Genomic DNA, 11,539 nt, shown 5'->3' with positions numbered 1-11,539 from the left:
CGAATTGGCCCGAGGAACAAAAGCCGGAGCAATGGGACGCAGCGGCCGAAGTCGCTGCGGCGAAGGCGTCCCTTCATAAAAAGGCGGCGTCTGCCAAACACCAAGATGAAATCGGTCGCCTCGCCTCGCTCGATCCGATTGCCTATGACGCCGAGCGGGCTCCAGCGGCTGAAACGCTTGGTTGCCGAATCTCGACGCTCGACAAGGAAGTTGGGAAGCGACGCGGCGAACGCGCGGCGACCGACGCCGCATCGCTCTGCGCCGACATTGAGCCGAGCGCCGATCCTGTGAACGTCTGCGAACTGCTGAATGACGTTCGCGCGACAGTGCATCGGTTCATTGTATGCGACAAGAACACGGCGACGGCGACGGCGCTTTGGTGCGCCTTCACCTGGTGCATCGAACACGTTCACGTCGCGCCGCTCGCGATCATCACGGCGCCGGAGAAGGGCTGCGGCAAAACTCAATTGCTCGACGTTATTGGCCGCATGTCCCGGCGTCCGTTGTTCGCATCAAACATAACGCCGGCCGCTACGTTCCGCGCCATCGAGGCCATGACGCCGACGCTGTTAATTGACGAAGCCGACGCCTTCTTTCGAGAGAACGAGGAACTGCGCGGCGTCGTAAACAGCGGACATACGCGGACGAGCGCGTATGTGATTCGGACTGTTGGCGACGATTTTGAAGTAAAGCGTTTCTCGACGTGGGGCGCAAAGGCGATTGCCGGCATTGGGCGGCTGCCCGAAACGGTCATGTCGCGCGGCGTTGTTCTGAATCTGCGCCGCAAGCTCAAAACCGAAAGCGTGCAGCGGCTGCGCCATTCGCCGCCCCGCATGTTTGAGGCGCTTGCCGCACGGCTCGCGCGCTTCGGACAGGATCACGGCAGCGCCATAGGCCGCGCGCGGCCGCAACTGCCGGAAGCGCTGGGCGATCGCGAACAGGACAATTGGGAAGGCTTGCTCGCAATCGCCAACTTGGCCGGTGGCGCATGGCCCCAAGAAGCGATGCGCGCCGCCTTGGCGATATGCGGAGCCAATGATCGCGAAGACCTATCGCTCGGCGAGCAACTGCTTCTCTCGATACGCGACGCCTTTGATCAGGACGGGGCAGACAAGTTGTCACGCGAAGAACTGCTGCGCCGCCTCGTCGGCGACGAAGAAGGACCATGGGCGACTTGGAACAAGGGCAAGCCAATGTCGGCGGCACAGTTCCGGAAGCGGCTCGCCGCCTTTGCGATCAAGACAAAGAAGGTTCGTCTCAACGCCTACACGACGGCGCAGGGGTTCGAGCGCCGGCAATTCGAGGACTCTTGGAGTCGTTACCTTGATGGCGAGGACCATGCTTCCCCTGAGAGCACCCCTCAGAATCGGAACAATGGAACATCGCTGGAAAACCAAGCGTCTGAGCGTTCCGACGGCGTTCCAGTTCCAGTTTCAGAATCGGAACATGCCGACTCCACCCTCAATTCGTCGCCTGTTCCAAAATCAAAGTGGAACCGGAACGCGAATGGAACGACGAATCCCCCGGAAAACCGGGAATGTTCCAATGTTCCATTTTCAGGCCCCCCCTCTAGGGAAGACATACCTGAAGAGGGAGAGGATGAGATATGAGCGCCTCCCACCTTCTCAAAAAAGCAGCCGCCGAAGGCATTAGCGTCAAGCTGGAAAGCGACAATAAATTAAAGGCTTGTGGCCCCGCCGAGGCGCGAGCGAAATGGCTGCCTATCCTTCGCGAGCATAAGTCCGAGCTACTGGCCGAACTAGCAGCGTCAGACAGTCAGACCGTCAGACCGCCGCTCCGCCAAGGTGGGGAAGGCCGGCGGACTTACGACGGCGGCGTCGGTGGCGCTACGGGCGTAGCAGGCGTAGCGGCTGTAGCGCGCTACGCCTCAAAACCCCCGGAAATACGCCAGCTACGCCCGCTACGTGTCAAAAACACAGAGTTCCAAAAAGATGTCTTTGAGGGCGTAGCAGGCGGCGTAGCGAGCCCGCTTGAACCCGCCGCGTCGCCCCTCTCGCGCGACCAAAGGGCCATCGTGACTGTTCCGGCCGGCGCCGATCCATTCGAGACAGTCGCCGAGTTGATCCGCATGGCGCGGGCAAAGGCGACGCCGGGCCGCGCGTATCAATTCCGGCTTGTCGATCAGCGCCAAGCAGGCCGCCAGAACGCCGAAGCAGCGCGCAACCGTTCGACCGACAAATTTTGCGCCTGCGGCCGCCTCGCGACCTTCGCCTGGCCCGGCGTTGATGGCCGGCCGGTGTGGACTTGCGACGAATGCGCCCCGGCATGGGGGCGGGCATGAGCGACTTCGATCCCGAATCGGCGAAAGTCCGCGCCGCGCACAAAGAATCGACGATTTTGCATCTCGCGGATTTGAAGCGGCACGGTTATTCGCCGCGCTTCGTCGAGATGAAAGTCGACCGACGCAGCGATAAGATCGTCCGCCTTCCATCGCGCCGGCCGCCAGAGCCCCCGCCGCCGCGCAAAGCCGAGCGCCGTTCGCGATGACGCCCGCCGAGGCTCGCTTCGCAGAAGCCGCCGAGTATCTCGCGCGCTACGAAGCCGCTTTAGCCGAAGCGCGCCGTCTCCAAGTGCGAGAGCGTCGCGATGCGATCGAATCCGGATTGCAGCTTTACGAAGGCCCGCTGACGACGCGCTCAGCCGCACTGGAGACCGATCTTCAGCACTATTTGGGCGTCGCGTGGCTGCGCGAGCGCGATCTTGAAAGCCTTCCCGAAACTTCGTCGCCATTGCGGCGCGCGCTTCATCGGATAGCGCGATCGCGCAACGGCGAAGGCATTAAGGCGCGAAGAATTTTTGACGTTGCCAAAAAATGCAATTGTTGGTGCTTGCGATTGCATAAACTTCCGGACGAAGCTTCTCCCGAAAATGGAAACGGGGAGACGCAATGAGCGTTCTGGATTTTTTGAAGACGAAGAAGTCTTCGCCCGCAGCAGCAATCCAAGAAATGCAAGCAAGCCTCGAACGCTTGCGCGCAGAGCGTAAAGAATTTGAAAACGTAGTCGAGAGCCATGGAGCCCGGCGCGCCGCGATGCTGCTCTCGGACGTTGCCGACAGTGCCATTGCGGAATTGGACGCCGCCGCCGCCCTCGCGCAAATTCGCCTAGAGCGCCTGGAGATTTGCGAACTTGAGTTAGTCGAGCGCATCGAACGGGCTCGCGACTCCGCCGATCGGGCTCGCCTGGCCGCTGAATTTGAGCGCGCAGCCGCGGCGATCGAGCCGGCCACGAAAAACTTGGAAGCGGCGATCGCGCCTGTCGCGGAAGCCTTCGCCACTCTCGTGAGATCGATTCCGGCCGAAACCTTCCTGCTGAAATATTCCGACGGCCATACGACGGCGCAGCCGGCCAATGCCGAAGCCTTGGCGCGAATAATTCTCGCCGCTGCGCTTTACGACGCCTGCCCCTCGATTTTCGAAATGCAAAGGCAACGCCCGGCTTTTGCTGGCTTTGGCGGCGGCGTCGAGCGCGCGCTGGCCATCCATTCGCTAATCGGCGACGTGTTGGTTCCGCGCCTCGCTGGCTTGTGCGGCGAGGAAAGCCGGATTTTACCAGCATCCGATACAGCCCGATTGCTCCTCGTCTCGCCGCTTCGATCGAAGGCGGCGGCGCTGCGCAATGGCGACGCCGAGGCGGCATGAATCCCGGCGGCGGTTTTTGCTCATAGCCGCTCGCCGGGCGGGCGCGCAGTCTGCTCGGCGGCTGCGCGCCTACCTTTCACAAGAACTGGAGACTGAAATGCGACAAGACAAAACCACCCCCACGCGCAGCCATGCTGACACAACGCCGCACGAACTCTCAGACCAAATGCTCCGGATCGAATTCACCGCCGATCCGAAGGCGCGCGCCGAATTTATGTCGTTCGCCGACTTCGCGGCTTTCCGTCGTGCGCAAGCCAGTGGCCGCGTCCGAATGCTCGTGCGGCCATCGTGAGGCGATGCGACGTTGGTGAGATGGATAGCCCCTCAGTGACTCAGGGCGGCCCACACGTAAGCGAAGGCGCAGAGCGCTTGGGGTAAGAGCGGGCACATGCGAACGCGGGTCCTTCTGGGCCTCTGACGCCATCGAGAGTGGACGGGGCGCGGGGGAGAGACCTATGCAGAATTTATGTAATGGGGTTTAATTCCCATTAATAAGGAGTGAAATCCTTGGCGGCGGGCGAAATAAAGACGGAAGATTTAGCGCGACTGGTAGGAATTACCGTCCAAGCCTTGGGGCAATTCGAGGCGCGAAAAATAATAAAAAAATCGCGCAGGGGATTTTATTCTCACCCGCAGGCTTTGCAGCAGCTCCTCGGCCATTATCGCGAGCAGGCGGCGGGAAGGGCCGGTTCGTCACTAACCGAGGCTCGCACCGCGCTCGCGCAAAGCCAACGCGATGCGCAAGAGCTAAAAAACGCGGCGACGAGGCGCGAGCTTGTGCCAGCTGCCGAAGTCGAGGCCGAATGGTCTGACATTTTGTCCACCATCCGAGCGCGTATGCTGGCGCTCGCCTCCGACATTGCGCAGCTACTCCCGCATCTGTCGAAACATGACATCCTGGCGATCGATTCCGCGATCCGCGACGCGCTCCACGAAGCCGCCGACGCTCTCGGGGCTGACGGCGGGGAGGCAGAAAGCAAATGACGATAATGACGCTCGCCGAAAAAGACGACACGATACGAGTCGTGAATCTCGTTCTGTCGCAGTGCGCGGCGTGCGCGACTGCCGATCAAACGTGCGACCTTGCCATGAGATTTGTGCATGGCGGCGCTGCGGCGCTGGTAACGGCGGCGGGTTACGACTTCGCGATCGACTTCATGAAGAAACTGACTGCTATCCTTGAGAACGAAGTCAAAGAAGATCGCCATGTGGCGATGAACTAAGGAAGGACCCACCATCCCCGCTAAAGCAGGCGTCACGTTACGCCTCGGCGCTGGGGTTCGTCGTTGCGTTAGGGCGCGGAGGGAGAGGCAGGATGGATGGAAATTCGCAGTGGCGTCCAAGCATCTGGTCGCCTTCGATATCGGTAGAAATGGCTGAGGCTGGCGGCTCGGTGCTTGAAGAGGAAGCTGACTACCTTATCGCCGAACGGGCGGCAGTGAAGGTTTACTTGGCAATGGAGGAAGTGCGTCGTCGCCGTGTCGCCGAGAGTTTGGAAGATTTAGAGCAAAAAGATAGCCTATAATTCCACTGAGGTATGCGCATAATTCCTTGAGCTCCGTAGAGATTGCTCTCAGATCCTCAAGAGACGATGGAATGTCCTTAAATACCCAAGATTTTTTTGGGGATCGGTTTTGGAGTCTAATCTCAGTCTTTCTTCCAGAATAATAGGCGTGAACAATCGAATTGCGATTTTGCCTATTAGCTTCGAATAAGTCCGTCGCATAGCAGATCGCATCTCTTAATTTCTCTGCCCTGCCGTCCGGATCGGTTAAAAACTGGCTCGGCATCGTTCTCGCAAGGTTTCGTATGGCCTCAATCAGCGTCCTACTGCTCAATGATTGAAAGGCGGCTGTTGTTCGATCGATATCGAGGCCGCATAGCACCGAAAAGATGCAGAAAATTCCAAATTCGCTCTGGCTCCAAAAGAAATTGATTACGCCGATCGCGTGCAGCCTCTCAGGCTCGATCGGAGAATTCTCTGCAATCCACGGGTCTTTATCGAGCATCTATATAGCCCTCAAACCTACCGCCGTCGGACGCTCCGCTACGATTCCGAAACAGTGACGAGATGCGCCAGTCGCGCGCTATCTGATCCCAAGCGAGCGCACGAGGACTTGAGTGATAACGGCTATGATCAGAAGATCAGTGAAGCGTTAACGAAGCCGAAGCCGATGTGAGGCTTTTAGGGATATAGCGGCACTTTTGCCCCGCCGTCCTGATCCACTTAACAGCCCGGCCGGCGACGACTGGGCTTTTTCGTATGAGAGGGGCAGGCGCAGGGGCGTCTTCGTTTCACTGTGCAACGGGCCGTCCGGCATAGCCTGATTGCGCCCCCTCGACATGCCCCGCGCGAGGCTTTTTTGTGTTTGGCCCCTACCCAAACGGGTTTGAACCCACCGTGAACCCACGGCGCGAGCGGCGGAAACCCCGCCATTTGCCTGACTTCGCAAGTCGCTGATTTTGTTGTCGGAATTTGGTCGGAGTGGCCGGATTCGAACCGACGACCCCTTGTCCCCCAGACAAGTGCGCTAACCGGGCTGCGCTACACTCCGACTGGCGCCGTTATAGAGAGGCGGGGCGGCGCTGGCAACGCCGGCGGCTAGTGTTTGGTCAGCCTGAGCAGGCGCTTGCATTCTTCAATTTCGGCGAGAGCTTCGCGCAGGATACGCGCTTCCCTTTCCGTAAGCGGACGCCGTTGGCCAGAAAGCTCGGGCGGCGTATAGCGCGGGTCGATCTCCAGGATTGCAGCCGCGTCGCCCTGGTCAATGGCTTCATCCGGATCGAGCGCGCGCGCGGACAGGTCCTCGTCGCCGCGCTCGCCCGTCGGGACAGGCGGGACTGGCGCGCCCATCGGCGGCTCCCCCTGTCGGTTCTCTTGCCGGCGGCCCGCGCCGGCGATGACGGCCTCCACCCCATTTTCCTTAAGGATGCGCTGCACGCCGCGGATCGTGTAGCCCTCGTCGTAGAGCAGGCGCCGGATCGCGATCACGAGATCGATGTCGCGCTGACGATAGAAGCGCCGACCGCCGGCGCGCTTTAAGGGGTTGATCTGCTTGAAGCGGGTTTCCCAGAAGCGCAGAACATGCGCGGGAAGGTCGAGGCTCGCCGCGACCTCGCCAATCGTGCGCATCGCTTCTTCGGTCCTGACCACCTGATTCCTCGACTCAAGGCGAGCTATTCATACATCCGTCACAGCGTTCTTTTCAGCCCAAAATCGGGCGGCCCTGCGGGAGCCGGCCGCAGGGTGTGGACAAGCGGGCGCCGCATCCCTTAACTGGCCCCCGTCATCCGGCTCCCAACCCTCGGCGTCTCATGGAAGATTGGCTGCACTTCCCCCATCCGGTCCCGGCGATCAGACACCATGTCACCGAGGCGAACGCCATTGCGGTGCGCAACTGGCTCTGGGTTGTGGCGGCTCTGGTTTTTCTGATGGTCGTCGTCGGCGGCGCGACGCGGCTGACCGAATCGGGCCTCTCCATCGTGCAATGGAAGCCGGTTACCGGCGCGCTGCCGCCACTGTCGCAGCAGGAGTGGCAGGAGGCCTTCGAGGAATACAAGCAGATTCCGCAGTATAAGGAACTGTTCCCGGACATGGACCTTGCCGGGTTCAAGTATATCTATGCCTGGGAATGGGCGCATCGCCTGCTCGGGCGCCTGATCGGCGTCGTTTTCGCCGTTCCGCTGATATGGTTTTGGGCGAGGGGCCAACTGCCGCGCTCGGTGAAGCCGAAGCTCTTGGGCATTATTGCGCTTGGCGCGGCTCAGGGCGGCGTCGGCTGGTGGATGGTGGCGTCCGGACTAATCAATCGTGTCGAGGTGGCGCAGGAGCGCCTGGCGATTCACCTGCTGCTGGCGGCGCTGATCTTTTCTGCTTGTCTATGGGTGGCTGGCGGCCTTGGGCCGCGCGCCGTCGCGCTCGTGCACGACGGGGCAGGCCGATTGAAGGCGGTCGCGCTGACGATTCTCGTTTCGGTTTTTCTGCAGATTTTCGTCGGCGGCCTGGTCGCCGGGCTGCGCGCGGGGCTCATCGACAACACCTGGCCGCTGATGGACGGGGTTTTCATTCCGCCGGCCGACGTGTTGTGGCGCTTGGAGCCGGTGTGGACGAATCTCGTCGACAATCCCGTTACCGTCCAATTCTTCCACCGCATGATCGCCTATGCGATTTTTGCTCTGGCGCTCGGGCATCTCATCGATGCGTGGATGAATGCGGAAGGACGCGTGCGCCGCGGCGCCGGGATTCTGTTCGGACATGTGCTCATGCAGATCGCGCTCGGAATCGCGACTTTGGTGTTGGTCGAGCCGCCCTTCGCCGGCGCGCCGCATCTGGCGCTGGCGCTCGCGCATCAGGCGATCGGCATGGCGGTGCTGGCGGTCGCGACGCTGCAGGCGCGACGTCTTGCGCAATACGTAGTGCGCTGAGGCGGCGGCATGCAAAATTTAGCGATCCTCGATCTTCCCGGCCCGGAGTTCCTCAACGTCTTCGGGCTCGTCGTCATTGGCGTGCTCGCTGCCGTCTATCTCTGCATCCGCCTCGCGGATCGCACGGATCGCCGCCCGCCGCCGCCTGTGCCGCAAAACCCGGATGCAATGGAAGTCGCCTTCCTGCAGGGCGGCGTCAATCAGGTCATCCGAACCTTGATTTACGATCTTGCTCAGCGCGGCTTTGTCGCCCTTGCGCCTGAGGATCACGTGATCCCCACCGAAAACCAGCCGCAACCGGGCGACCTCAACGCGATGGAGACGCTACTGCTTGAAGCCGCGCAGGCGAAGCCGAAGGCGCATGCGCTGTTTGAAGATCGCAGCCTGCGGCGGCCGCTGCTCGAGCAGCTCGCGCCGATCCGCGCCAAACTCGCGGCGGAGGATCTGATCAAACCTCAGTCGGTGAAAATCTGGCGCCGGCGCGCGCAGATCGGCGGAACGCTGATCATCGTCGGCGTGGCGCTTGCGAAGATCGTTGTCGAATGGTCGAAGGGTCCTGCGAACCTCGCCTATCTCATCTTTCTCGCCGCCGCTTCCGTCGCCGCGCTTTTCGCGCTCGCCTATGTGATGACCAGAACGCATGCAAGCCGTCGCGGCCACGCCTATCTCGAAGCGATGCGACTCGCCTATGGCGGGCGCTTGAAAGAGGCGGTCGCGCACATCGGCTCGCCGGGGCCGGAGGCGCGCGCGTTCCATGGTGCCGCGCTGTTTCTTATCGGCCTTTATGGATTCTCGCCGCTCAAGGGCACGACGGAGGCGATGTTCGCCGAAACCTTCAGCCGCAGCTCCCAAAGCCAGGGCGCCAATTGCGGGATGAGCTGCAGCGGCAGTTGCGGCGATGGCGGAGCGAATGGTGGCGGCGATTGACGCGCCAGCGCTAGGTTCCGGAATCGGCTATCGCCCGGAGTTTCGGGCCGATCTCTTCGCTCATCGAGACCGGATCGATTTTCTTGAGATTGTCGCCGACCATTATCTCGACGCAACGCGAGAGAAGCTCGACGAACTCGACCTTCTAAGATCGCACTTCCCGCTCGTCGCGCATGGTCTCGATCTCTCGATCGGCAGCGCAGACGGCGTCGATCCGCGCTATCTCGACAAAATCGCCGCGCTGATCGAACGCATCGATCCGCCCTGGTGGAGCGAGCATCTTTGCTTCACCCGCGCCGGCGGCGTGCGCATCGGCCATCTCGCTTCGCTGCCCTACACGCGGGAGGCGATCGACGCAGTCGCGCGCAATGTCGATTATGTGAGAAGGCGCATAAAGACGCCGCTGATCCTGGAAAACGTCACGACGGTCGTGCGTATTCCGGGCGGCGAAATGGACGAAGCTGAATTTTTGTCGCGCACGCTGGAAGCGACAGGGTGCGGCTGGCTCTGCGACGTCGCCAACCTGCATGTGAATGCGACCAATTTCAGCTTCGATCTCGAAAGGGATTTTAATTGCTGGCCATGGGACAGGCTCGTGCAAATTCACTACGCCGGCGGCCGCGCGCGCAACGGGCTGCTGATCGACAGCCATGACGCTGCGACGAGCGAAGCGGTCTGGACGCTCTACGATCGCGTCGTGGCGCGCGCGCCGGTCAGGGGCGTCGTTCTTGAGCGCGACGAAAACATGCCGCCGTTCTTAGAACTCATCGACGAAGCGGCGCGGGCGCGCGCAACGCTCGTGGAAAATCGACGATGGCGTTAGCCGAAACCCAGGCGCTGCTGGCGCGCCTTTTCACGGAGGAAGAACTGCGCCGCGAATACTTCGAGGCGCCGCTCGCCGTAGCGACTCGGTTCGGTTTGAGCGTGTACGACACGCAGCGTCTCGCCGCGCTCGATCGGTGCGAAACGGAAGCTTTTGCGCGGAGTCTGATCGGCAAGCGCACGCTTTACGCGCGCAAGGCGCTGCCGCTCACGGCGCGCGCATTGGGCGATCGATTCGACGCGCTTCTGTGGGAGGCGATCCGCGGGCGCGCGAGCGACGGAAAGCTCCGCGCAGACGCTGCAGCGCTTGTCGCGCTTCTTGAGCGACGCATCGCGCAGCGCGATCTGGCGCCAGTTTGGATCGTCGATCTCGCGCGTTTCGAACTTGCGTTCGTCGAGGCGGGGCGTTCCGGCCCGGCGCTATTTTTTAGGCGATTCGAGTTCGACATCGCCTCAATCGCAAACTCCCTCGCCAAAGACGAAGACGTCAGCGCTATTCGTCGGGGCGCCGTCGGCGTCTGGGCGCGACTGCCGCGCGGCAGGCTGCGCTGGCGACTCTTCCCGCGCCAGATTGCGCCGCCTTAGATCACGCCGCCCTTGGGCGAAACCGTCCAAAAGGCGAATAATGTGATTGATCTTGAAAGTTTAGAGCGTGTGGCTAGGCGCGACGAAACGCGTCGGGCATTTCGACGTGGCGCCGATCGGCGACGACGTCGATCATGCGCTCGGCGCCGCGATCGCGCGCCTCCTGGCTTTGCGCCTTGGCGTGATCTTCGCTTGCCTCTTTGAACTGCGCCTCGGCCTCATCGAGTTGCCCCCGCAGTTCGGCGATTGACGCGAGAATGTTGTCGCGCCTTGTGCGCGCCGCGCGCGCATAGGTCGGATAGGCGAAATGGTTGAGGTCGCTGATGTTGGCGCGCCGCTCTTCCTGGCCGATTTCGCGTTCAAGCTCATTGGCCACCCGCGTGAATTCGGCGATCATCGCGTTGAGCTGGACGACGCGACGGCGTTTTTCCTCGGCCTGGAACCGTTTGAGACGGACAAGCGTATCCCGCGATTTCATGCGACAAACTCCGCTACGCGACTTATGCGAAACAAATTCTTAACTCCGCGAGACGGGCCTTAATATGCCTCGCGGAAGTTGCTCCTTAGTTACCGGGCGCAATTTTTTTCGCGGGCTTCATTCTGCGCCCTATCTCAAGCGAGGGGCGCGCTTTGGAGGCGCAAACTATGCGGATTCTTGCTGCAATCGTTGCGAGCGCGGCCATAAGCCTCGCAGCGTCAAATGCCCTCGGCGAGGCTCCAGGCTTCGTCTATTCGCAAGACAGACTCGAATGGAAGGCGGGTCCGCCAGAACTGCCGAGAGGCGCCGAAGTGGCGATGCTGTTCGGCGATCCGATGGGAGGCGGGCCCTACATCCTGCGGATGCGCGCGCCGAAGGGATATAAAATTGGGCCGCATAAGCACAACGGGATGGAAACGATGACGGTCCTGTCCGGCGCGGTTCGTTACGGTCAGGGAAATAAGCTTGAGGCAAACGCCGAAAAGACTCTTGGCGCCGGCGGCTTTGCGGCGACGCCCGCGGAGGTCGGCCACTGGGTAAGTTTCGACGACAATACGGTGATTCAAGTGACGGGCATCGGCCCGTGGAATATCACCTATCTTGATCCGCGAGACGATCCTCGGGCGGCTCAGCGGTAACGC

15 protein-coding genes and 1 tRNA gene are annotated in these 11,539 nt (G+C 61.4%); 13 read left to right on the top strand and 3 right to left on the bottom strand.

Translation table 11 applies throughout. The annotated features are described in order from the left end of the window. The 8 genes from QZ964_RS05055 to QZ964_RS05020 all read left to right on the top strand — a co-directional run. Positions 1–1,610: DUF3631 domain-containing protein (locus QZ964_RS05055; RefSeq protein ID WP_292529444.1), on the top strand; the 1,610-nt coding region annotated here is incomplete at its 5' end. Positions 1,611–2,035: 425 nt separating this feature from the next. After that, positions 2,036–2,302 carry a hypothetical protein gene (locus tag QZ964_RS05050; protein WP_292529441.1) on the top strand — a complete coding sequence of 89 codons (267 nt, stop codon included), beginning with the start codon at positions 2,036–2,038 and terminating at the stop codon, positions 2,300–2,302. After that, the gene (locus QZ964_RS05045) at positions 2,299–2,508 is read left to right on the top strand and encodes a hypothetical protein (RefSeq protein ID WP_292529439.1); all 210 of its coding nucleotides are present in this window, start codon (positions 2,299–2,301) and stop codon (positions 2,506–2,508) included. The genes QZ964_RS05050 and QZ964_RS05045 overlap by 4 nt, the downstream gene beginning before the upstream one ends. 400 nt (positions 2,509–2,908) lie before the next feature. After that, a complete protein-coding gene (locus QZ964_RS05040) occupies positions 2,909–3,661 on the top strand; it encodes a hypothetical protein (protein WP_292529436.1) in 753 nt (250 codons plus the stop codon). Beyond that, positions 3,639–3,953 (top strand): hypothetical protein, encoded by a 315-nt coding sequence (locus QZ964_RS05035; RefSeq protein WP_292529433.1) that lies wholly within the window; start codon positions 3,639–3,641, stop codon positions 3,951–3,953. Before QZ964_RS05040 ends, QZ964_RS05035 begins: the two co-directional genes overlap by 23 nt. A 485-nt stretch (positions 3,954–4,438) precedes the next feature. Continuing rightward, positions 4,439–4,645 (top strand): hypothetical protein, encoded by a 207-nt coding sequence (locus tag QZ964_RS05030; protein ID WP_292529430.1) that lies wholly within the window; start codon positions 4,439–4,441, stop codon positions 4,643–4,645. 5 nt (positions 4,646–4,650) lie between these two features. Next, positions 4,651–4,884, top strand: a complete 234-nt coding sequence (locus QZ964_RS05025) for a hypothetical protein (protein WP_292529428.1) — start codon at positions 4,651–4,653, stop codon at positions 4,882–4,884. Between the two features lie 92 nt (positions 4,885–4,976). Then, positions 4,977–5,186 carry a hypothetical protein gene (locus tag QZ964_RS05020; RefSeq protein ID WP_292529426.1) on the top strand — a complete coding sequence of 70 codons (210 nt, stop codon included), beginning with the start codon at positions 4,977–4,979 and terminating at the stop codon, positions 5,184–5,186. Positions 5,187–6,138: 952 nt separating this feature from the next. Here QZ964_RS05020 and QZ964_RS05015 read toward each other — a convergent pair. Beyond that, a tRNA-Pro gene (locus QZ964_RS05015) sits at positions 6,139–6,216 on the bottom strand. A 47-nt stretch (positions 6,217–6,263) separates the two neighbouring features. Then, entirely contained in the window at positions 6,264–6,815 is a 552-nt protein-coding gene (locus tag QZ964_RS05010) for a MerR family transcriptional regulator (protein WP_292529422.1), read from the bottom strand. 161 nt (positions 6,816–6,976) lie between these two features. Here QZ964_RS05010 and QZ964_RS05005 point away from each other — a divergent pair, with 161 nt between their 5' ends. From QZ964_RS05005 to QZ964_RS04990, 4 genes are read left to right on the top strand one after another with little or no spacing between them, the layout of a single operon-like run. Further along, entirely contained in the window at positions 6,977–8,086 is a 1,110-nt protein-coding gene (locus QZ964_RS05005; RefSeq protein WP_292529420.1) for a COX15/CtaA family protein, read from the top strand. A 9-nt stretch (positions 8,087–8,095) separates the two neighbouring features. Then, positions 8,096–9,013 (top strand): TIGR04222 domain-containing membrane protein, encoded by a 918-nt coding sequence (locus tag QZ964_RS05000; RefSeq protein ID WP_292529417.1) that lies wholly within the window; start codon positions 8,096–8,098, stop codon positions 9,011–9,013. After that, the gene (locus tag QZ964_RS04995) at positions 8,997–9,836 is read left to right on the top strand and encodes a DUF692 domain-containing protein (RefSeq protein ID WP_292529414.1); all 840 of its coding nucleotides are present in this window, start codon (positions 8,997–8,999) and stop codon (positions 9,834–9,836) included. Before QZ964_RS05000 ends, QZ964_RS04995 begins: the two co-directional genes overlap by 17 nt. Next, entirely contained in the window at positions 9,827–10,420 is a 594-nt protein-coding gene (locus QZ964_RS04990; protein WP_292529411.1) for a hypothetical protein, read from the top strand. The genes QZ964_RS04995 and QZ964_RS04990 overlap by 10 nt, the downstream gene beginning before the upstream one ends. Positions 10,421–10,493: 73 nt before the next feature. Here the strand turns inward: QZ964_RS04990 and QZ964_RS04985 are convergent, their stop codons facing one another. Beyond that, positions 10,494–10,898: a flagellar export protein FliJ gene (locus tag QZ964_RS04985; protein ID WP_292529409.1), complete on the bottom strand. Its 405-nt coding sequence runs from the start codon at positions 10,896–10,898 to the stop codon at positions 10,494–10,496. 167 nt (positions 10,899–11,065) lie between these two features. Here QZ964_RS04985 and QZ964_RS04980 point away from each other — a divergent pair, with 167 nt between their 5' ends. Beyond that, positions 11,066–11,536: a cupin domain-containing protein gene (locus QZ964_RS04980; protein ID WP_292529406.1), complete on the top strand. Its 471-nt coding sequence runs from the start codon at positions 11,066–11,068 to the stop codon at positions 11,534–11,536. Positions 11,537–11,539 lie beyond the last annotated feature (3 nt).

The organism is Methylocystis sp. (genome assembly GCF_021731785.1).
Lineage (GTDB): Bacteria > Pseudomonadota > Alphaproteobacteria > Rhizobiales > Beijerinckiaceae > Methylocystis.
Note: the sequence above shows the minus strand (reverse complement) of the source record. Positions and strands in the feature narration are given on the sequence as shown.

Excerpts from the sequence above, each read along its gene's own strand:
- QZ964_RS05045 (WP_292529439.1), top strand. The coding sequence starts at position 2,299 with ATGAGCGACTTCGATCCCGAATCGGCGAAAGTCCGCGCCGCGCACAAA.
- QZ964_RS05040 (WP_292529436.1), top strand. The coding sequence starts at position 2,909 with ATGAGCGTTCTGGATTTTTTGAAGACGAAGAAGTCTTCGCCCGCAGCA.
- QZ964_RS05035 (WP_292529433.1), top strand. The coding sequence starts at position 3,639 with ATGGCGACGCCGAGGCGGCATGAATCCCGGCGGCGGTTTTTGCTCATA.
- QZ964_RS05025 (WP_292529428.1), top strand. The coding sequence starts at position 4,651 with ATGACGCTCGCCGAAAAAGACGACACGATACGAGTCGTGAATCTCGTT.
- QZ964_RS05020 (WP_292529426.1), top strand. The coding sequence starts at position 4,977 with ATGGATGGAAATTCGCAGTGGCGTCCAAGCATCTGGTCGCCTTCGATA.
- QZ964_RS05005 (WP_292529420.1), top strand. The coding sequence starts at position 6,977 with ATGGAAGATTGGCTGCACTTCCCCCATCCGGTCCCGGCGATCAGACAC.
- QZ964_RS05000 (WP_292529417.1), top strand. The coding sequence starts at position 8,096 with ATGCAAAATTTAGCGATCCTCGATCTTCCCGGCCCGGAGTTCCTCAAC.
- QZ964_RS04995 (WP_292529414.1), top strand. The coding sequence starts at position 8,997 with ATGGTGGCGGCGATTGACGCGCCAGCGCTAGGTTCCGGAATCGGCTAT.
- QZ964_RS04990 (WP_292529411.1), top strand. The coding sequence starts at position 9,827 with ATGGCGTTAGCCGAAACCCAGGCGCTGCTGGCGCGCCTTTTCACGGAG.
- QZ964_RS04985 (WP_292529409.1), bottom strand. The coding sequence starts at position 10,898 with ATGAAATCGCGGGATACGCTTGTCCGTCTCAAACGGTTCCAGGCCGAG.
- QZ964_RS04980 (WP_292529406.1), top strand. The coding sequence starts at position 11,066 with ATGCGGATTCTTGCTGCAATCGTTGCGAGCGCGGCCATAAGCCTCGCA.